This is a genomic window from Azonexus sp. (assembly GCF_041909095.1).
Lineage (GTDB): Bacteria > Pseudomonadota > Gammaproteobacteria > Burkholderiales > Rhodocyclaceae > Azonexus.
Map to the genome: position 1 here is coordinate 1 of NZ_JAYREB010000014.1, position 20278 is coordinate 20278.

Sequence of the window (20278 nt, forward strand, 5' to 3'; positions counted from 1 at the left end):
CCGGACCTTCAGCCCGGTTTCCGGGCTGACCACAAAAAGCTGTTTCCAGAGAAACCGAGCCGGGCTTGTTCAACAACCGGTTCAGATCGCGGCTCGCTTCGCGATCACGATCTAACCTTAATCGTTATGCGGCGCCGCTCTTTCCGCCTGCCGGGATCGCGCTGGCGGCCCTGCTGGTACGCGGAACGCGCTGTCTGCCCGGCATTTTCGCCGGGGCCTTCGTCGTTCAGCTGCTGGCGGCGATGCAGAGCGGCCTTTCCACTGCGGTCTGGCCGCTGCTCTTCCTGCCGGCGCTTGGCGCTACCGCGCAGGCCGCCATCGGCTACTGGCTGGCTGGCCGTCTGCTCGGGCGCGACAACCCGCTCGACAGTCCGGACAGCATCGTCCGCTTCGTCTTCGTCGTCGCGCCGTTGTCTACCCTGATCAGCCCGACGCTGGGCACCGCGACGCTTTACCTGATGCGGGCGACGGCGGCCGGCGATGTGCCGTTTACCTGGGCCAACTGGTGGGCCGGCGACCTGCTCGGCATCCTCATCATGGTGCCGCTGCTGCTCGTCTTTTTCGGCCGTCCGGCCGAGGCGTGGCGGTCGCGGCGGGCCACCGTCAGCGTACCGATGCTGATCGCGCTGGCCGTACTCGCTGCCAGCTTCATCCAGATCCGGCACTGGGAGGAGCAGCGCCAGCAGGCGCAGCTGAATCGGGATGCCGAACATCTGGCCAGTCTGGTCGGCAAGCGGCTGGAAGCCCAACTCGACCAGGTGCTGGCACTTGAACGGCTGGCCAGCGTACATCCGGCGCTCGATGCCGGGGTCTGGCGCGAATTCGTCACGCCGCTGCTCGAACGTTATCCGGGAACGCAGAATTTCGGCTGGAGTCCGCTGGTCACCGATGCCGGGCGCGATGCCTTCGAGGCGGCGGTGCGTGCTGGCGGCGAGCCGGATTTCGCGATTCTCGGCCGTGATCCGTCGGGCCGGACATTCATTGCCGAACGCCGCGCCGAATACCTGCCCATCCTCCACGTCGAGCCGCTGGCCAGCAATCGCAGCGTCCTTGGTCTCGATCCGCTGGTTCTTGAAAAAACCCGTGCCGCTGCCCGGCAGACGCGCGAGACCGGCCGGCCGGTGGCCTCGGGATCGATCCGCCTGGTCCAGGAAAGCGGTGAGCAGCGCGGTGTCGTGGTTTATCAGGCGGTCTTCCGCGGTCAGCCGGCGCGGCAGATCGGCATGATTTCCGCAGTCTTTCGCATGGACGATGCGCTGAACGCCGCCTTGCGCGGCATGGGGGGGCAGTTGCAGGTCTGTCTCAGCGATCTCGATCAGGGCGGCGGCCAGCGCCTGTACGGGCCGGCGAATTGCGCCGATGCCGCCTGGCCGGGGCGGCGACTGCACTGGCGCGATCATTTCGAATTCGCCGGTCGCCACTGGCAACTGACGATCGCCGCCAGCGACGAGTACATGGTTGCCCTGCGCAACTGGAGCGTCTGGGCGACACTGGCGATCGGTTTGCTGTGCACGGCGGTGCTTGGCGCTTTCCTGCTGCTGACCAGCGGCCGCACCCGGCGCGTCGAGCGGCTGGTCGAGGAGCGCACCCGGCAACTGGCCGAGGCCGGGCGGCAGGTGGCGCTGCAACAGGAGGAACTGGCGCAGGCGCAGCGTATCGCCCGCCTCGGCAGTTGGGAAATCCAGCCCGGCAGCGGCGAATGCCATTGTTCGGACGAGTTGCGCAAGGTGTTGCGTCTGGCGCCGGGTGAAACCATCAGCCGCGAAGGACTGCTCGCGCGGATGCATCAGGAAGATCGGGCACTGCTGGCGCGCGCCCTCGATCAGGTGGCGGCGGCACCGGGGCAGGCGGATTTCGACTGCCGCCTCGAGGCCAATGGCGCACTCGCCAGCACGCTGCATTTCCGCATCGAAAGCGAACGGACGGACGGCGGCGGCCTGCGCATCCGCGGTACCGCGCAGGACGTCACGGCGGCGCGCGCCGCCGAGGAGCACATCGCCTTTCTCGCCCATTACGATGTGCTGACCGGCCTGCCCAACCGCACCCAGTGGAACGAGCGTGCCCACCTCGAACTGCGCAGCGCGACGCTGCAGGGCGATTGCCTGGCGGTGCTGTTCCTGGATCTTGACCATTTCAAGTCGGTCAACGATTCGCTCGGCCACCCGGTCGGCGATCAACTGCTCTCCGGCGCCGCCCGCCGTTTTGCCGCCTGCCTGCGCGACGGCGATTTCCTCGCGCGTCTCGGCGGCGACGAATTCGTCGTCCTGCTCCCCCGTCTCGAACGCCCGGAGGATGCCGCCGTCGTCGCCCGCAAGCTGATCGCCGCGCTGCAGGCGCCGATGCTGATCGAAGGGCACGAACTGACGGTGTCGACCAGCGTCGGCATCGCCGTTTTCCCGGAGGACGGCGAAGACGCCAGCACCCTGCTCAAGCACGCTGATGTCGCGATGTACTGCGCCAAAGACCAGGGGCGCAACACCTATCACTATTTCAAGCCGGAGATGGACGTTCACGCCCTAGAGCGGCTGATGCTGGAAAACGCGCTGCGCCGCGCCATCGAGCGCAACGAACTGGTCCTCCACTACCAGCCGCAGGTCGCCGCCGACGATGCTCGCGTGCTCGGCTGCGAGGCGCTGGTGCGCTGGCAGCACCCGGAACTGGGCATGCTGCAGCCCGGCCAGTTCATCAGCGTTGCCGAGGAAAGCGGCCTGATCGTCGCGCTCGGCGAATGGGTGCTCGAAACCGCCTGCCGCCAGCTCGCCGCCTGGCAGGCCGCCGGCCGTGAGCTGGTGGTGGCGGTCAACATCTCGGCGCTGCAGTTCCGACACGGCGGCTTTTTCGACAGCGTGCGGCGCATCCTGCGCGACACCGGCGTCGATCCCGGCCATCTCGAACTCGAACTGACCGAGAGCGCGCTGATGCAGCCAACCCCGGAAGTGCTGGCGCGCATGCAGCAGTTGCGCGACCTCGGCATCATGCTGGCGCTCGACGACTTCGGCACCGGCTACTCCAGCCTCTCCTACCTGAAGCGCCTGCCGATCCGCCGGCTCAAGCTCGACCGCAGCTTCGTCAAGGACCTGCCCGACGACGCCGAAGACGTGGCGATCGCCATGGCGACGCTGTCGCTGGCCCGCGACCTGGGCATGGACGTCGTCGCCGAAGGCGTCGAAAACGAAGTGCAGTGGCGCTTCCTGGCCCAGCACGGCTGCCAGGTGATGCAGGGCTACCTGTTCAGCCGCCCGCTGCCGGCGGATGCCTGGGAACGCTGGCTGGCCGAGCGGCGGCTGGGCTGAGGAGGGATGGGCGCTCCGGTCGATAAAAATGTTTGGCCGAAGAGAGTTTGCTGTATGCCATCAGGATGCTTGGCGAGGGTTCCTTGGTGGAATCCAATGTCATTTATTTTTGTCGTTGCGCGTCAGGACCGATCAGCAAGGGCCTGTTTGCCAGACAACGCTCCGGAGGAAAACCGTATGAGCATCGAGCGCGCCGTTGCTGTGGCAAATACCTGTCTGAATGACAGGATTAGTACGGTCAGGGAGGGGGCGAAGGGCTTTTTTCGACCTGGAAGGTCGACAGCATTTATGACTTCGAGTCGTTCAGCGTTGGTTATTTCACCAATATTCCGCTGGCCGAAGGATACGTCCTGAAACTGCCCGACGGACTGTCGCACCATCTCACCACCATTGGTGTGGCGAGTGATTTTGCCTATACCGCGAGCTGGACTGAAAGGTGGACAGGATGAGGCCAGCCAAGGGATGCTTGTTTGTCGCTCTGCTCAGCGGCCTGCTAGTGGGCTGCGGCGGCGTTAGTGACTGCGGTGTCGCCGATGTCGTCCAGGAGATACGCCAGGTCGAGGTCGGGGCGGTTCGCTATCACCTCTATCTCAGGACCAGCGGCGTCAGCGACAAGACGCGTTTTCTGGTGCTTTACGACCGCTAACCCGCATTTGATCGCTGTGGCGTGGCCGACCGCGAAGCGGTCGGCGAAGCCGTGCTCGACGACGGGCAGGGAAGGCCGGTCCGCGTCGTGCTGGCCGACGGGCAGCTTGATGTGCAATACGCTGCTGGCAGCGGCGGCGATCGCGGCGTGCCGCCGGATATCGCGCTCGAGATCCGCGCCGCGCCGTAACGCGGCGGCTGCCGGCCTAGCCGGCGAGCGCCGCGGCAAGCGCGGCGATCATCCAGGCGTGGTCGAGGACGCCGGCGCTTTCGCGGACGCTGTGCATCGCCCACATCGGCGAACCGACGTCGATGCTGGGGATGCCGAGGCGGGCGGCGACGATCGGGCCGATCGTGCTGCCGCAGCCGAGGTCGCTGCGGTGGGCGTACTGCTGGCAGGGGACGCCGGCGCGCTCGCAGATGGCGAGGAAACGGGCGGCGCTGGCGGCGTCGGTGGCGTAGCGCTGGTTGGCGTTGCGCTTGATCACCGGGCCGCCGTTGACCAGCACGCGGTGGCAGGGTTCGTAGGCGGCGGGGAAGTTCGGATGCCAGCCGTGCGCCATGTCGGCGCTGATGAAGTAGCTGGCGGCGAGCATCCGCCGCTGGTCCTCGCCGTCCAGCCCGCAGCCGGCGGCGAGCCGCTGCAGGACGTCGCCGACGAAGCTGCCGCCGGCGCCGACGGCGCTTTCCGAGCCGACTTCCTCGTGGTCGAAGAGGGCGACCAAGCTGCTCGCCGCGTCGTCCTCCTGCGCCAGCAGCGCGCTCAGCGCGGCGTGGCAGGAGGCCAGGTTGTCGAGCTGGCCGTTGGCGACGAATTCCTGGTCGGCGCCCCAGAAACTGCCTTTCTGCGTGTCGCAGGCGACCAGGTCCCAGGTCAGCAACTGCGCCGGTTCGACCCCCAGGGCATCGGCCAGCGGCCGGCGGAACTGGGCGTCGGCGCCGTCTCCGGTGCTGCCGAGGAGGAGCGGCAGTTCGGTCTGCTTGTTGAACTTGAGACCGCTCTCGTTGGCCTCGCGGTTCATGTGGATGGCCAGGTTGGGCAGGCGCAGCAGCGGCCGGTCGATGTGCAGCAGGCGGCTGACGATGGCGTCGCCGGCGCGCACCATGACCCGGCCGGCGAGGCCGAGGTCGCGGTCGGCGAAGGTGGCGAGCAGCGGGCCACCATAGACTTCGACGCCGATCCGCACCAGGCCGGCGGCGTCTTCCGCCGGGCGCGGCTTGACGCGCAGGCCCGGCGAATCGGTGTGGGCGCCGATCAAGGTCAGGCCGTTCGTCGCCAGCGGCCGCTCGCCGAGGCGGAAGGCGATCAGCGACGAGTCGCCGCGCGTCACGTAGTGACGGCCGCCGCTGGCCAGCGTCCACCGTTCGCTTTCGTCGAGCCGCCGGTAGCCGGCGGCTTGCAGGCGCTGCACGCTGCTGGCGACGGCGTGCCAGGGGCTGGGGCTGGCGTCGATGAAATCGAGCAGGTCCTGCGCTTGGCGGCGGACATTGTCGGAAATCGCGGTCATCAACGGGGTCCCCCCTGGGTGCAGGCGTCGACGATGATGTCGCCGACACTTGGGTGGTAGAGCATGGCGAGATGGCCGACCGGTGGCAGGTCGGCGTTGTGGGCGCCGGGCAGTTGCTGGTTGTCTTGCGGCATCACGTAGTTGTCGGCCGGGTTGCGCAGGGCGATCGTCGGCACGCCGGTCTTTTCGTCGCGCATATCGCGCAGCCACAGCGAATCGGGTTCCATCTCGCGGGCGTTCTGGCCGATGCCGTAGCGCGCCAGTTCGCTGCCGGCGTTCGGCGTCGCCAGCGTGATCAGCGCCTGCACCTTGTCGTTGCCGTGGCGCGCCAGGTAGGAACGGCAGACCAGGCCGCCCATGCTGTGGCCGACCAGGGTCAGCCGGCGGGCGCCGCTCTCCCGGCAGACGGCGTCGATGCGCTCGCCCAGTTGCGGCACCATGCGGCCGAGACTGATGAAGGGCGGAAACAGGCTGACGCTGGCGACGGTGCAGCCCGCCGCTTCGAGGCGGCGGCGCAGCAGCCAGAAGACGCCGCGGCTGCAGCCGTAGCCATGCACCAGCAGGACCACCCGGCCACCGCGGTCGAGGCGGTCGGCCGGCATCCACAGGGCTTCCAGCGGCACGACCAGGAGGAAGGTGAACAGGTAGGCGGCGTAGTCCTGCAGCATCAGCCACAGACGCCGGCCGACGTTGCGCGGGTAGCCGGGGCTGGCATGACGGGCGGCGAGCCGCCAGGTGCCGGCGTTGAGCAGGGCGCGGCTGACGAGCAGCACGGCAAACGCGGCGAGCAGCGTGTGGCTGGTCGGGAGGTCGAACAGGGCGCTGGCCAGGAAGTGGTAGGTGGCGAGTTCGGCGGCCAGCCAGAGCAGGACGGAGATCGGTTGCATGCCCGGGCTCAGGCGGCTTCGCCGGCCGGCTTGGGCAGCCACAGGCAGGCGCCCTTCGATTCCTTGTCGATCGCGGCGAGCACGCGCTGGTGTTCGGCCAGCTCGGCCTCGCTCGCCCGGCGGACGAGCAGCGGCTTGCGCTGGCGCGCCTTGCCGTCGGCGCCAAGAAGGGCTGGCGGCGCCTCGTCGGGCTCGATCATCAGCGAGTTCTGGCCGCGCGTCATCGCCAGATAAACCTCGGCCAGCAGCTCGGTGTCGAGCAGCGCGCCGTGCAGGGTACGGCTGGAGTTGTCGATCTCGTAGCGTTCGCACAGCGCGTCGAGGCTGTTGCGTTTGCCCGGGTGCAGTTCCTTGGCTTCGCGCAGGGTGTCGATGACGCCGCGGCAGACGGTCTCGACCGGCACCCGGCCGAGGCGGTCGAGTTCGGCATTGAGGAAGCCGAGGTCGAAGGGCGCGTTGTGGATGATTAGCTGGGCGCCGTTGATGAATTCCAGGAACTCGTCGGCGATGTCGGCGAACTTCGGCTTGTCGGCGAGGAATTCGAGCGTGATGCCGTGCACTGCCTGGGCGCCGGCGTCGATCTCGCGCCCCGGATTCATGTACTTGTGCAGGTGGCGGCCGGTGAGCCGGCGATTGACCAGTTCGATGCAGGCGACTTCAATGATGCGGTGGCCGTCGCGCGGGTTGAGGCCGGTGGTTTCGGTATCGAGGACGATCTGTCTCATGCCGTTTCCTTCAATTCGTCGATCCCGCGGTTGGCCAGCGCGTCGGCGCGTTCGTTCTCCGGGTGGCCGGCGTGGCCCTTGACCCAGATCCATTCGAGCTGGTGGCGGCGCGCCTGTTCGTCAAGCTGCTGCCAGAGGTCGGCGTTCTTCACCGGCTTCTTGTCGGCGGTCTTCCAGCCGTTGCGCTTCCAGCCGTGGATCCACTCGCTGATGCCCTTCAGCACGTATTGCGAGTCGCTGTGCACGCGGGCCTTGACCGGCCGCTTCATGGCGTCGAGGGCGCGGATGACGGCCAGCAGTTCCATGCGGTTGTTGGTGGTGGCCGCTTCGCCACCCCACATTTCCTTCTCGTGCGCGCCAGCGCGCAGAATGGCGCCCCAGCCGCCGGGGCCGGGATTGCCGCGGCAGGCGCCGTCGGTATAAATGTCGACGATCTCAGTCGCCATGGCTTTCCTTTTGTGCGATCGGGCGCAGCGCCTTGCTGCGCAGGCTCTTCTTGCGCCAGTTGGGGGTGATCAGGCGCATGCCATGCACGCGCTTGACGGCGCGCAGCATATAGACAGCGCCGGAATATTTCCACCAGCGGCGCCCCGCCAGTTCGGCGAAGCGCCAGCGCTGCAGCCATTTCTGCTGCTCGCAGGGCGGCGCGTAGCAGCCGTAGCTGCCGCGATCGACGTCGAAGCCGAGCAGTTTCAGCCAGTCCTTGAGGCGGATCGGCGACAGGTAGTTGCCGTCCCAGGGGAAGCCGCACTGGTGGCGCAGACGCCGCTTGACGCCCCACAACGAGAGCGGGTTGAAACCGGTGACGATCAACTGGCCCTCGGGGATCAGGATGCGCTCGACCTCGCGCAGGATCTCGTGCGGGTCGGCGGCGAATTCCAGGATGTGCGGCAGGACGACGAGGTCGATGCTCTGGTTGGCGATCGGCAGCGCCGCCGGCGAACAGCGCACTGCCACCGGGTTACCGGCGCCGATCCGGTGGCGCAGCGCCATGCGGTTGGCGCGCAACAGGTCGCACTGCGGCAGGCCGATCTGCAGCGCATTGAAGCCGAAGATGTCGGAAACCGCCTCGTCGATTTGCGCCACTTCCCAGTCGAGCACATAGCTTCCCTGCGGCGAGGCGAGCCAGGCGGCGAGTTCGGGATTTGACATCCGCTCGGACTGCTTCGATAGTTCCGGCATGTTCGAAGAAATATCGCTCATTCCTGCCTTCAAGGACAATTACATCTGGCTGCTGCGACGGGGCCGGGCGGCCTTCGTCGTCGATCCCGGCGATGCCGCGCCGGTCGAAGCCCGCCTGGCGGCGGACGGCCTGCAGCTGGCCGGTATCCTGATCACCCACCATCACGCCGACCACCAGGGCGGCGTCGCGGCGCTGGTCGAAGCCCACGCTTGCCCGGTCCATGCGCCGGCCGAAGAGTCTATCACAGGCCGTAGCCATCCCCTGCGCGGCGGCGAGCGCCTCGACGTGCTCGGCGTGCCGGTCGAGGTGCTGGCCGTTCCCGGCCATACCCTCGGGCATCTGGCCTACCTCGCGCCGGGCGCGCTGTTCTGCGGCGACACCCTGTTTGGCGCCGGTTGCGGCCGCCTGTTCGAGGGGACGCCGGCGCAGATGCAGGATTCGCTGGCGCGGATTGCAGCCTTGCCGGAAACGACGCAGATCTACTGCGCCCACGAGTACACGCAGATGAATCTGCCTTTCGCCGCTGCCGTCGAGCCCGGCAACCCGGCGATTGCCGCGCGTGCGCGCCGGGTGGCAGCGCTGCGTCAGGCCGGCCAGGCGACGGTGCCGCTGACGCTGGCCGAGGAAAAGGCGACCAATCCCTTCCTGCGCTGGACGCAAGCGGCAGTGATCGGCGCGGCGCTCGCGCATGGCGCGGCGGATGACTCGCCGGCCGCCGTCTTCGGCGCGTTGCGCGCCTGGCGCAACACTTTCTGACGGGTATCAGGCGGCGGGTGGCCGCTGGCGGATGCGGGTGGCCGCCTTCTTCATCGCGTCGAGCACGCGCGCCGCGTTGAACGGCTTGACGATGAAGCCGGTGGCGCCATGGTGGATGGCTTCCTGCACGGTATGCGGGTCGGCGCTGCCGGTGATGACGATGAATTCAATTTCCGGATGGGCGGCCTTGATCTCCACCATCGCGACCAGGCCGTTCTTTTCCGGCATCAGCACGTCCATGCAGACGATTGCCGGGCGCAGGCGTTCCGCCGCCTCGACAGCCTGCACGCCGTTCCTGGCTTCACCGACGATTTCGTACTCGTCGCCGCGCAACATGCCGCGCAAGATGGTGCGCATCATGTCGTTGTCGTCGACGATGAGGACGGAAAGCGCGTTCTTGTTCATGGCGGGCGGGTCAGAAACAGTACTTCATGAAATAGCCGAGGGCAGACAGGCTGATGAAGAGGGCGAGGAATCCCCAGAAAAACGCCCATTTCGTTGCCGCGACGGCATCGTGGTGGCGGCCGTGCTGGCGCATCTCGAACACCCGCTGCACTTCGCCCAGGGTCAGCAGCGCGCTGAAGATGAAGAAGATCATGCCAGTGAACATGGCGATGATCGTCGTGTTGTTCAGCGTCGGGCAATAGCCGGTGGTCAGATGGGCGAAGGTCAGCACCGCGTCGGTCTTCATCGCGTACATGCCGACCAGGAAGGCGAGCAGCGCGAAGCCGGCGATCAGCAGCGTGGTCGCCCACACTTGCCAGCGGCGTAGTTCCGCCAGGACTTCACGTATTTCCTCAAGCAGGCGCTTCATGGCCGTGTTCCGTCGTTGCGCATCGTTGCGCTGTGCTAGATTTGGCGAAATTGAATTGGCCGAAGATTAACATGACCGCAGCCCGCTCGCCCGTCCTCAACAAGATCGCCCACTGGCGTGGCCGTTTCGATACGCCGCCCAACCGGCGGCGTGGCAAATGGCTGGCGGGCAGCCTGCTGGCATTCGTGCTGTTCGGTTTTTTCGCCGCACCGCCGCTGCTCAAGAGCCTGCTGCTCGACAAGCTGGGCGAGGTGCTGCACCGCGAAGTCAGCATCGCGCGCATCGACGTCAATCCGCTGGCGCTGTCGGCGACCGTCGCCGGGCTTGCCGTGCGCACGGCGGAGGGGCACGAGGTGGCCGGTTTCGACGAGTTGTACGTCAATCTCTCGGCCAGTTCGCTGCTCAAGTTCGCTGTCGTCGTCGATGAAATCCGCCTTGTCGGCCCGCGCCTGGCCGTGGTTCGTCTCGACGAGGGGCGCTACGACGTGTCCGATCTCCTCGACGAATGGCTGAAACCGGACGACGAGCCGGACAGCGGGGTGCCGCGCTTCTCGCTGAACAACATCCAGCTCGGCGGCGGCAAGCTGGTATTCGACGATCGGCCGCGCGGCCGCGTCCAAACCGTGGAAGACATCAATCTCGGCCTGCCTTTCGTTTCCAGTTTGCCGTATCAGGCGGAAATCCTGGTCCAGCCGATGTTCTCCGCCCGCATCGACGGTTCCGAATTGCGCCTCGACGGCCAGGCGACACCTTTCGCCGACGGTCGCGAGAGCGAGCTGAACCTGCTGCTCGACGGCTTCGACCTGGCGCAATTGCAGCCCTATCTGCCGGCCGGCGTGCCGCTGCGGATCGGCGCAGCCAGGCTGCATTCGCAGTTGCGCCTGTTGTTCCGGGAACTGACCGACGGCACCAATTCGCTGACCCTGACCGGCCAGGCGCGCCTCGACGGGCTGGCGCTGAGCGACGACGGCGGCCGACCGCTGCTCGGCTGGAAATCGCTGGTCGTCGATCTCGAGCAGTTCGATCCCCTCAAGCGCAGCCTGGCGCTGCGCAAGCTGACGCTGGACGGCGCCGAATTCGACCTGGCGGTCGACGGGCGCGGCGAACTGAACCTGCTGGCCGTCGCCAACCGCCTTGCCAAGCCGGCGGCCGCCGCGCCGACAGCCCCAACGGCCCCAACGGCCCCAACGGCGGCGCCGGCAACACCGTTCGCCTGGTCGCTGGCGGCGTTCGAAGTGAACGATGCGCGCGTCCGCTGGCGCGACGCTTCCGGGCCGCAGCCGGTGAGTGGTGAGATCAGCGCGCTGCATGCCCGGGTTGGCACTGTCGATCATCGCCTGGCGGTGCCGCTGGAGATTGCCGAGGCGGGCTGGCAGATGGATTTCGGCGCGCCGCTGAAAGTCGGCAGCATCGGCCTCAAGGGGTTGCGCGTCGACCTGGCGGCGCAGCGCGTCGATGTCGGCGAACTGGCGGTCAGCAGCGCGCGCATCGGCGCCGGCCTGGCCGCCGACGGCAGCTTCGCCTGGCTGACGCCACCGGCGCTGCGCGGCGTCGCTCAGGGCGGCAAGGCGCCGGCGCCGCGGCCGTGGCTGGCGCAGGTGGCGAAGCTCAAGGTCGACGACCTCGGCTTGCGCTTCGAGGACCAGTCGGTGCAGCCGGCGGCGGTCCAGGAAATCAGCGGCTTGAGCCTGCAGGGCGAGCGCCTGGGCAACCTGCCGAACGAGAAGGGGCACCTGACGCTGCAGGCGACGGTCAACGGCGAAGGCACGCTGGCCGTGGCCGGCGAGGTCCAGACGGTGCCGCTGGCGGCGAAGCTGAAGATCGACAGCAGCGGCATCCCGGTACAGGGCCTGCAGGGCTATTCCGGCCGTTACCTCAACATCCGCCTGCAGCGCGGCCAGTTTTCGAACCAGGGCGAGGCCGTCGTCCGCGTCGACGGCGGCCGGCTGAAGGCGGCCTATAAAGGATCGGCGACGATCGGTAACCTGCTGGCCGTGGACCCGGACAACAAGGCCGATTTCCTGAAGTGGAAATCGCTGCATTTCGACGGCGTCGATTTTCGCCTCGATCCGCTGGCGATCGACGTGCGCGAAATTGCGCTGGCTGATTTCTACTCCCGCCTGATCCTCAACAAGGACGGCCGCCTCAACCTCGCCGACATCGTCCGCCGCAACGAAGCGGCGCCGGTTGTCGCCGATGCCACGACGGCGGCGCCGCCAGCGAACCCGCCGCCGACCGCGCCGCCGCTGCCGATCCGCATCGCCAAGGTGACGCTGAACAACGGCACGGTCAATTTCTCCGATTACTTCGTCAAGCCCAACTACACGGTCAACGTCGGCAAGCTGAACGGCCGCATCAGCGGCCTGTCGTCGGCCGCGGGCACGCTGGCCGACATGGAGCTGCGCGGCACCTACGCCGGGTCGGCGCCGGTGCTGATCAGCGCCCGCCTCAACCCGCTGGCGGCGCAGTCCTACCTCGACCTCAAGGGCGAGGTGAAAGGCGTCGACATGACCGGTTTCTCGCCGTACTCCGGCAAGTATGCCGGCTACCTGATCGACAAGGGCAAGCTGTCGCTGAACGTCGCCTACAAGCTGGAGAACCGCCAACTGAGCGCCGACAACCGGCTGTTCATCGACCAGTTCACCTTCGGCGAGCGGGTCGACAGCCCGGATGCCACCAAGCTCCCGGTCAACCTGGCGCTGGCGCTGTTGCGCAACAATCGCGGCGAGATCGACATCAACCTGCCGATATCCGGTTCGCTCGACGATCCGCAGTTCTCGGTCGGCGGCCTGGTGATCAAGGTCATCATCAACCTCTTCGTCAAGGCGGTGACTTCGCCCTTCGCGCTGATCGGCTCGATGTTTGGCGGCGGCGAGGAGTTGTCCACGCTGGCCTTCGCGCCGGGGCGCACGCAGTTCGACGCGGCGGCGCAGAAGAAGCTGGAAACGCTGGCCCGCGCCCTTACCGAGCGCGCCGCGCTGAAACTGGAAATCGCCGGCTACGCCGATCCGGAGATCGACAGCGAGGGCGTGCGGCGGGTCGCCATCGAACGGGCGATGCAGCGCGAGAAGTTCGCCGACCTGCAGAAGAAGGGCGGCGACGCCGAATCGGCCGACGCCGTGCGCATCGCGCCGGAGGAATACAAGACCTACCTGACGCGCGTCTATAAGGCCGGCAAGTTCCCGAAGCCGCGCAACTTCATCGGTCTGCAGAAGGATCTGCCGGTCGAGGAAATGGAAAAGCTGCTCCTCGCCAACCTGCCCGCCGGCGACGAAGAACTGCGTCTGCTTGCCCGGCAGCGCGCCGAGAACGTCCAGACCTGGCTGATCGAACAGGGCAAGGTGGCGGCCGAGCGCATTTTCCTGGTGCCCGGCAAGGCGAAGGCCGAAGCACCGGCGGCCGCCGGCGGGCGCGTCGAATTCGCGTTGAGGTAGGACGATGAGCGAAGCGATGACGCTGGCCCTGCTGCTCGGCCTGATGACGGTGATCCTGCTGCAGGTCGCGCTGCTCTGGCGCGGCAGCCGGCCGGGCGAGGAGGCTGCGGCCCTGCGCACGCTGCAGGACGGCCTCGACAAGGGGCTCGCCCGGCTCGAGCGCGAACTGCGCGAGGAACTGGCACGCAGCCGCCGCGAGGACGCCGAGGAGGCTTTCCGCGACCGCGAGGAACGCGCCCAGTCGGCCAACCTGCTCGGCCAGGCGGTGAGCACCCAGATGGGTCAGCTCGGCACGCTGCAGGCGGAGCGCCTGGAAGCCTTCGCCCGCGAACTGAGCCGCTTCTCGCTCGGCCTCGACGAACGTTTCGAGCGCCTGAAGAGCGGCGTTGAAAGCCGGCTGACCGCGCTGCAGGCGGACAACGCCGGCAAGCTCGAGGAAATGCGCCGCACCGTCGACGAGAAGCTGCACGCGACGCTCGAACAGCGTCTCGGCGAATCGTTCAAGCTGGTCAGCGAGCGCCTCGAGCAGGTGCATCGCGGCCTCGGCGAGATGCAGAACCTGGCCGCCGGCGTTGGCGACCTCAAGCGCGTGCTGACCAACGTCAAGACCCGCGGCACCTGGGGCGAAGTGCAACTGGCGGCGCTGCTCGAACAACTGCTCACCGCCGGCCAGTACGCGGCCAACGTCGCCGTCCGTCCGGGCAGCGCCGAACGCGTCGATTTCGCCATCCGCCTGCCCGGGCGCGACGACGGCGCGACGGTCTGGCTGCCGATCGACGCCAAGTTCCCGGTCGAGGACTACCAGCGCCTGCTCGACGCCCAGGAGCCGGCGGCGATCGAGGAGGCGGCGAAAGCGATCGAAACGCGGTTGAAGAACGAGGCGAAGAGCATCCGCGACAAATACGTGGCGCCGCCGCACACCACCGACTTCGCGCTGCTCTACCTGCCGGTCGAGGGCTTGTACGCCGAGGCGCTGCGCCGGCCGGGGCTGGCCGAGACCTTGCAGCGCGAGTACCGGGTCAGCCTGGCCGGGCCGACGACGCTGGCGGCGCTACTCAACAGCCTGCAGATGGGCTTCCGGACGCTCGCCATCGAGCAGCGTTCGGCCGAGGTGTGGGCAGTGCTCGGCGCGGTCAAGAGCGAGTTCGGCAAGTTCGGTGAGGCGCTGGCGCATACCCGCAAGAAACTGGAAGAAGCGAGCAACAGCATCGTCCGCGCCGAAACGCGAACGCGCCAGCTGACGCGCAAACTCAAGGACGTCGAGGCCCTGCCGGCCGGCGACGCGCAACAACTGATCGGGGGAGATGAGGATGGCGAAGACGCCTGAACTGGAAGTAGCTTACCGGGCCACGACGTACCGGGTGTTCCTGCCGGAAGGGCAGTTCGACTTGCGCGTCGATCAGCCGTCGCCGCAACTGGCCGAGTGGCTGGCGGCGGCGCGGGCGCCCGGCTTCGCGGTGATCACCGCGTTCAACCCGGGCGGCCGGCGGCTTCCCGACGATGACAACCTCGGCCGCCAGTCGGCGCTCGAGTGCGACCTGCTGGAAGGCAACTACGAGCCCTATTCGGCGGAAAACCGCCCCGATGACGCGGCGGCGCCGGTCGAGGAGAGCTGCTTCGTCCCCGACATCACGCGCGAGGACGCGCTGGCGCTGGCCGACGATTACGAACAGAATGCGATCCTCTGGGGAGGCGCGGACGGGATTCCCCGTCTGGCATGGACGGAAGAACTCGAATAATGACAGGCAGGATCGGCCGCTTCGAAATTCGCGGCGAACTGGGGCGGGGCGCGCAGAGCGTGGTGTATCGGGGTTTCGACCCACAGTTGCAGCGCGAGGTGGCGATCAAGACCCTGCATTTCAGCAATCCCGACCCCGAGCAGAACCGGGTCCTGCTCGACGAGGCGCGCCTGGTCAGCAAGCTGCGTCACGCCAACATCGTGCCGATCTTCGACGCTGGCGAGGAAGGCGGCGACATCTATCTGGTGTTCGAGCTGGTGCCCGGCCAGAGCCTGGCCGATTTCCTGCGCACCGCCGGCGCCCTCTCGCCGGTCAAGGCGGTCAGCCTGCTGCGCCCGGTGCTCGACGCGATCGCCCAGGCGCACGGCAACGGCATCATTCACCGCGACCTCAAGCCGTCGAACATCCTGCTCGACGAGAACGGCATGCCGCGGGTCATGGATTTCGGCATTTCGGTCCGCATCAGCGGCCAGAGCGAGCGTCTCGACAAGCTGTCGGGCACCCCCGCCTACATGGCGCCGGAGTACATCCTGAAGCGCGAGGTCGGCGAGCGTTCCGACATCTTCGCCGCCGGGCTGATCCTTTACGAAATGCTCACCGGCCGCCGCGCCGTCCAGGGCAGCAGCCTGCAGGAGATGTTCCGCCGTATCGTCAGCGAGGACATCCGCCTGCCGGAACAGCTCCAGGTCGACGAGCGCCTGGCCGGCATCCTTTACAAGGCGCTGGCCCGCGACCCGGCGCTGCGTTACCGCAACGTCGGCCAGTTCGCCGAAGCGCTCGATGCCTTCATCGAGCCCGAGGCGACGCTGCCGGCCGACGCCAGCGGTCAGGCGACGATCGATTTCCTGCTGCGCCGCATGCGCCACAAGAGTGATTTCCCGGCGCTCTCGGAATCGGTCGGTGCGATCAACCGCATCGCCAGCAGCGAAACGGAAAGCGTCAACCGGCTGTCGAATACCATCCTCAAGGACTTCGCGCTGACCAACAAGCTGCTGCGCCTGGTCAATTCGGCCTACTTCCGGCCGGCTGGCGGCGGCAACATCAGCACCGTGTCGCGGGCGGTGGTCGTGCTCGGTTTCGAGACGGTGCGCAACATCGCCATCTCGGTGCTGCTTTTCGAGCACCTGCAGAACAAGGGTAATCTCGGGGCACTCAAGGAGGAATTCCTGCGCGCCAACCTGGCCGGCATCCTCGCCCGCGATATCGGTGCCGCAGCACACATGCGCGATCTCGAGCAGGTCTTCATCTGCGCGCTGTTCCACGGCCTGGGTCGGCTGCTGGCGCAATACCATTTTCCCGACGAAGCCGCCGAAATCCGTCGTGTCATGGCGCAGAAAGGCTTGCGTGAGGAGCAGGCGGCGCAGCAGGTGCTCGGCATCTCGCTCGAGGAGCTGGGGGTGGCAATCGCCCGCCAGTGGGGCTTCCCGCCGCTGATCGTCGGCGCCATGCGGCGCCTGCCGGCGGGGCGGGCGCGCAAGCCGGGCTCACCGGAAGAGCGCCTGCGCACGCTGGCCGGCATGGCCAACGAGTTGTGCGAGGCGATTGCCCAGGCGACGCCGGAGAACCGCGACCAGGAGTTCCGCAAGGTGGTCACCCGTTTCAATGAGGCAATCCCGCTCGACGACGGACAGGTGATGCAGACCTTGCGGCGTTCGGTCGAGGAGGTCGGCGAACTGGCCCGCATCATCCACCTCGGTGCGCAGAACACCACTTTTGGCCGGCAGATGCGGCATTTCGCCAAGCTCACGCAGACCCCGGGCGAGGCGGCGGAGGCCGGCGAGGTGGCGCAGTCGCTCGGTAGCATCGCCCTCGGCGACGATGCCGTGCCGGGAACGGCCGGCGATGCTGCCGTCGGCGTCGATGCGCAGGCGGTGCTCACCGCCGGCATTCAGGACATCAGCAACACCCTGGTCGATGGCTTCAAGCTCAACGACATCCTGCGCATCATCCTGGAAACCATGTACCGGGCGATGGGCTTCAAGCGCGTCATCCTGTGCGTGCGCGATCCGCGCAGCAACACCATGCAGGGGCGTTTCGGCTTCGGTCCGGAGGCCGCCGAACTGGCACGCGGCTTCCGCTTTCCGCTCAGCTTCACGCCGGACATCTTCCACGCCGCGACTTCGAAGGGCGTCGATATCCTGATCCGCGACATCGACGATCCGAAGATCGCCCAGCGCGTTCCAGCCTGGTACCGCAGCCTACTGCCGGCGCGCTCCTTCGTCGTCTTTCCGCTCAACCTGAAAGGCAATCCGGTGGCGCTGATCTATGCCGATTGCGACGAGGCCGACGGCATCCAGATTCCGGAAAAGGAGTTGTCGCTACTGCGCACCCTGCGCAATCAGGCGGTGCTGGCGATCAAGCAGGGCGGATAGCAAAAGCCCGCCGGGCGGCGGGCTGGATCGGGGAAATGCCGCTGGTTTTCACCAGAGTCGCCACCACGCGGTCTTGCGTTCGATGCCCTCGGCGTAGAAACGGGTGTTCGGGAAATTTTTCTTGAGCACCCGTTCGGCGTCGTCGCGCAATTCCTTCATTTCGAGCTTTTCGTAGGCGAGGACGAGGATGTACAGCGCTTCCTCGATCGCTGGCGCGTGTGGATAGGTTTCGACGGCGACCTGCGCCCGGTTGGCGGCGGCAATGTAGGCGCCACGCTTGATGTAATAGCGGGCGACGTGTACTTCCAGCGAGGCCAGCGCATTGACCAGGTAATTCATGCGCTTGATCGAGTCCGGCGCGTACTTGCTGTCCGGGAAACGGGTGATCAGTTCCTTGAACGACTCGAAGGCTTCGCGCGCCGCCTTGGGATCGCGTTCGGTCAGGTCCTGGTTGCTGATGTGGCCGATCAGGCCGAGATCCTCGTTGAAATTGACGAGGCCCTTCAGGTACATCGCGTAATCGACGGCCGGGTGGTTCGGGTGCAGCTTGATGAAGCGGTCGGCGGCGGCGAGCGCCGAGCCCGGCTCGTTCGACTTCCAATAGACGTAAGCCAGTTCCAGTTGCGCCTGTTGCGCGTAGCGGCCGTAGGGATAGCGGGCTTCCAGCTTTTCCAGCATCTTGACCGCGGTTTCCCACGAGCCTTCGGTCTGCGCCTCGCGGGCGGCGGTGTAGAGACGATTGGCGGACCAGCCGGCGGTTTCGTCATGTTCGGCCGGCAGCGAACTGCAACCGGCAAGTACGGCAGCGGCAAGGAGTGCGAGCAGCCAGCGAAGGCTGGCGGCGAAAGTCGGGAATGCAGGTAAACTGCGCATCATGAATGATCCTCTTGAAAACTCGGGCGATTATAGCCCAAGCGAGCCGCTCAAAATGACGGTTCCCGATGTCATGGGCGGTCGCCGGCTCGACCAGGCGCTCGCCGAAATGCTTCCCCAGTATTCCCGCAACCGCCTGCAAACGTGGATACGGGACGGCTGCGTCACGCTCGACGGCGAGCCGGTCGGCGAACCGAAGCGCAAGCTGCTGGGCGGCGAACAACTCTTGCTCGAATTGCCCGACGACGAATTCCTCGGCGCCGAGCAGGCGGAAGACATTCCCCTCGCCATCGTCTACGAGGACGAGGCACTGCTGGTGATCAACAAGCCGGCCGGGTTGGTCGTCCATCCTGGCAGCGGCAACCGCAACGGCACCCTGATGAACGCCCTGCTGCACCACGTGCCGGGCATCGGCGAAGTGCCGCGGGCCGGCATCGTGCATCGCCTGGACAAGGAAACCAGCGGCCTGCTGGTCGTCGCCAAGACGCTGGAAGCGCAGACCGACCTGGTCCGGCAACTGCAGGCACGCACCGTCAAGCGCCAGTATCTGGCGGTCGCCGCCGGCGTGATCCGGCGCGACGGCGGTGTCGATACGCCGATCGGCCGGCATCCGGTGCATCGCATCAAGATGGCGGTGGTGCCGGAGAGTCGCGGCGGCAAGCCGGCACTGACCTGGTACCGGGGGCTGGAAATCTACGCCCACAGCACCTTGATCGAATGCTCGCTGGAAACCGGCCGCACCCACCAGATCCGCGTGCATATGGCGTCGATCGGTCACCCGCTGCTCGGCGACCCGGTGTACGGCAAGCGCGATCCGCGGCTGCCGACTTTCCATCGCCAGGCCTTGCACGCGACCCGCCTCGGTCTGGTGCATCCGGTGAGCGGCCGGCAGATGCAGTGGGAGGTGCCGTTGCCGGAAGACATGCGCGAACTGGTCGATCTCCTGCGTCATGCTTGATTTCCTCATTCCCGACTGGCCGGCCCCCGCGAACGTCCAGGCGCGCCAGACGCAGCGCGGCGGCGGCGTCAGCCCGGCGCCGTGGGACAGCCTCAACCTCGGCGACCACGTCGGCGACGATCCGGCGCGGGTTGCCGCCAATCGCGCCCGCTTGCTCGCCGAGCTGCCGGCGGCGCCGCTCTGGCTGCGCCAGGTGCATGGCACGGTCGTTGTCGATGCGGCGAGCGCTCCGGTCAACAGCGAAGCCGATGCCAGCTTTTCCCGCGTTGCCGGGGTCGTTTGCGTGGCGATGACCGCCGACTGCCTGCCGGTCCTCTTCTGCGACCGGGCCGGTAGCGTCGTCGCGGCCGCCCATGCTGGCTGGCGCGGGCTGCTCGCCGGCGTGCTGGAACAGACGCTGGCGGCAATGGCGGTGGCGCCGGGCGAGGTGCTCGCCTGGCTGGGGCCGGCGATCGGTCCGGAAAACTTCGAAGTCGGCGCCGAGGTCCGCGCCGCCTTCGTCGCCGGCGATCCGGCCAGCGCCGCCGCTTTCCGCGCGTACGGCGATGGCAAGTGGCTGGCCGACCTCTACACGCTGGCCCGGCAGCGTTTAACGGCGGCCGGTGTCGGCAGCGTGTTCGGCGGTGGCGCCTGTACCTTCGCCGACGGCGAGCGCTACTTCTCCTTCCGGCGCGACGGCGTCAGCGGGCGCATGGCCACTCTGATCTGGCTGGCCTGACGCGGCCAGCCGCTGCTGTTCGCGGAAGGCGCGCCGCTCGCGGCGCACCCGGCTGCCGGCGAAATAGAGGATCAGTCCGCAGGGCAGGGCACCGTAGAACAGGAAGGAGATGATGCCGACGACGAGGTTGGGCTCGCTGGCGGCGACCAGGACGGTGACATAGAGCCAGCCGATAACGATGATCATGGCGAGGGACATGCGCGAATTCTAAATCGAAAGCGCCTGTCTGGCAGCCACCAATCACGCTGCTGCGGAAGCGCCGATTTATGCATTGACAGTGCCGGGACGGGTATGGAGAATCCAGAGGCTGAAGCCCACGACAACCAACGAGAAACGGCATTCCATGGCGCAAGGATCGGACAATACCCAGGCA

Annotated in this window: 18 protein-coding genes; 10 read left to right on the top strand and 8 right to left on the bottom strand. The window is 67.2% G+C overall.

What is annotated here, in order from left to right; genetic code table 11:
• Positions 1–65 precede the first annotated feature (65 nt).
• The 3 genes from ACE3OV_RS17600 (at position 66) to ACE3OV_RS17610 (ending at position 4128) form a co-directional block, all read left to right on the top strand.
• Complete coding sequence (locus ACE3OV_RS17600; protein WP_374328804.1) at positions 66–3293, top strand: EAL domain-containing protein; 3228 nt, start codon at positions 66–68, stop codon at positions 3291–3293.
• 466 nt (positions 3294–3759) lie between these two features.
• Positions 3760–3939 carry a hypothetical protein gene (locus ACE3OV_RS17605; RefSeq protein ID WP_374328805.1) on the top strand — a complete coding sequence of 60 codons (180 nt, stop codon included), beginning with the start codon at positions 3760–3762 and terminating at the stop codon, positions 3937–3939.
• Positions 3940–3960: 21 nt separating this feature from the next.
• Entirely contained in the window at positions 3961–4128 is a 168-nt protein-coding gene (locus ACE3OV_RS17610; RefSeq protein ID WP_374328806.1) for a hypothetical protein, read from the top strand.
• 16 nt (positions 4129–4144) lie between these two features.
• Here the strand turns inward: ACE3OV_RS17610 and ACE3OV_RS17615 are convergent, their stop codons facing one another.
• The 5 genes from ACE3OV_RS17615 to ACE3OV_RS17635 are packed head-to-tail and all read right to left on the bottom strand — an operon-like array spanning position 4145 to position 8210.
• Complete coding sequence (locus tag ACE3OV_RS17615; protein WP_374328807.1) at positions 4145–5446, bottom strand: M18 family aminopeptidase; 1302 nt, start codon at positions 5444–5446, stop codon at positions 4145–4147.
• Positions 5446–6333 carry an esterase/lipase family protein gene (locus ACE3OV_RS17620; protein ID WP_374328809.1) on the bottom strand — a complete coding sequence of 296 codons (888 nt, stop codon included), beginning with the start codon at positions 6331–6333 and terminating at the stop codon, positions 5446–5448. The genes ACE3OV_RS17615 and ACE3OV_RS17620 overlap by 1 nt, the downstream gene beginning before the upstream one ends.
• A gap of 8 nt (positions 6334–6341) precedes the next feature.
• Entirely contained in the window at positions 6342–7058 is a 717-nt protein-coding gene (gene dnaQ / locus ACE3OV_RS17625) for a DNA polymerase III subunit epsilon (RefSeq protein WP_374328810.1), read from the bottom strand.
• On the bottom strand, positions 7055–7504 hold the full coding sequence (gene rnhA, locus ACE3OV_RS17630) for a ribonuclease HI (protein ID WP_374328811.1): 450 nt from the start codon (positions 7502–7504) through the stop codon (positions 7055–7057). Before rnhA ends, dnaQ begins: the two co-directional genes overlap by 4 nt.
• Complete coding sequence (locus ACE3OV_RS17635; RefSeq protein ID WP_374328812.1) at positions 7494–8210, bottom strand: class I SAM-dependent methyltransferase; 717 nt, start codon at positions 8208–8210, stop codon at positions 7494–7496. The genes rnhA and ACE3OV_RS17635 overlap by 11 nt, the downstream gene beginning before the upstream one ends.
• A gap of 28 nt (positions 8211–8238) precedes the next feature.
• Here ACE3OV_RS17635 and gloB point away from each other — a divergent pair, with 28 nt between their 5' ends.
• On the top strand, positions 8239–8997 hold the full coding sequence (gloB, locus tag ACE3OV_RS17640; RefSeq protein ID WP_374328813.1) for a hydroxyacylglutathione hydrolase: 759 nt from the start codon (positions 8239–8241) through the stop codon (positions 8995–8997).
• 6 nt (positions 8998–9003) lie between these two features.
• Here gloB and ACE3OV_RS17645 read toward each other — a convergent pair whose 3' ends face one another.
• Positions 9004–9402 (bottom strand): response regulator transcription factor, encoded by a 399-nt coding sequence (locus ACE3OV_RS17645; protein WP_374328815.1) that lies wholly within the window; start codon positions 9400–9402, stop codon positions 9004–9006.
• A gap of 10 nt (positions 9403–9412) precedes the next feature.
• The gene (locus ACE3OV_RS17650) at positions 9413–9811 is read right to left on the bottom strand and encodes a hypothetical protein (protein ID WP_374328816.1); all 399 of its coding nucleotides are present in this window, start codon (positions 9809–9811) and stop codon (positions 9413–9415) included.
• A gap of 71 nt (positions 9812–9882) precedes the next feature.
• On the opposite strand from ACE3OV_RS17650, the gene ACE3OV_RS17655 reads away from it, so the two are divergent.
• The 4 genes from ACE3OV_RS17655 to ACE3OV_RS17670 are packed head-to-tail and all read left to right on the top strand — an operon-like array spanning position 9883 to position 17356.
• Complete coding sequence (locus ACE3OV_RS17655; protein ID WP_374328817.1) at positions 9883–13245, top strand: DUF748 domain-containing protein; 3363 nt, start codon at positions 9883–9885, stop codon at positions 13243–13245.
• Between the two features lie 4 nt (positions 13246–13249).
• Positions 13250–14572, top strand: coding sequence for a DNA recombination protein RmuC (locus tag ACE3OV_RS17660; protein ID WP_374328818.1), 1323 nt, complete (start codon positions 13250–13252; stop codon positions 14570–14572).
• Positions 14556–14984, top strand: coding sequence for a DUF3293 domain-containing protein (locus ACE3OV_RS17665; protein WP_374328819.1), 429 nt, complete (start codon positions 14556–14558; stop codon positions 14982–14984). The genes ACE3OV_RS17660 and ACE3OV_RS17665 overlap by 17 nt, the downstream gene beginning before the upstream one ends.
• Entirely contained in the window at positions 14984–17356 is a 2373-nt protein-coding gene (locus tag ACE3OV_RS17670; RefSeq protein ID WP_374328820.1) for an HDOD domain-containing protein, read from the top strand. Before ACE3OV_RS17665 ends, ACE3OV_RS17670 begins: the two co-directional genes overlap by 1 nt.
• 48 nt (positions 17357–17404) lie before the next feature.
• Here ACE3OV_RS17670 and ACE3OV_RS17675 read toward each other — a convergent pair whose 3' ends face one another.
• Positions 17405–18232, bottom strand: coding sequence for an outer membrane protein assembly factor BamD (locus tag ACE3OV_RS17675; protein WP_374328821.1), 828 nt, complete (start codon positions 18230–18232; stop codon positions 17405–17407).
• On the opposite strand from ACE3OV_RS17675, the gene rluD reads away from it, so the two are divergent.
• Both rluD and pgeF read left to right on the top strand, forming a co-directional pair.
• Positions 18231–19187: a 23S rRNA pseudouridine(1911/1915/1917) synthase RluD gene (gene rluD, locus ACE3OV_RS17680; protein ID WP_374328822.1), complete on the top strand. Its 957-nt coding sequence runs from the start codon at positions 18231–18233 to the stop codon at positions 19185–19187. The genes ACE3OV_RS17675 and rluD overlap by 2 nt on opposite strands.
• On the top strand, positions 19180–19905 hold the full coding sequence (gene pgeF, locus ACE3OV_RS17685) for a peptidoglycan editing factor PgeF (protein ID WP_374328823.1): 726 nt from the start codon (positions 19180–19182) through the stop codon (positions 19903–19905). The genes rluD and pgeF overlap by 8 nt, the downstream gene beginning before the upstream one ends.
• Positions 19906–20278: the final 373 nt, after the last annotated feature.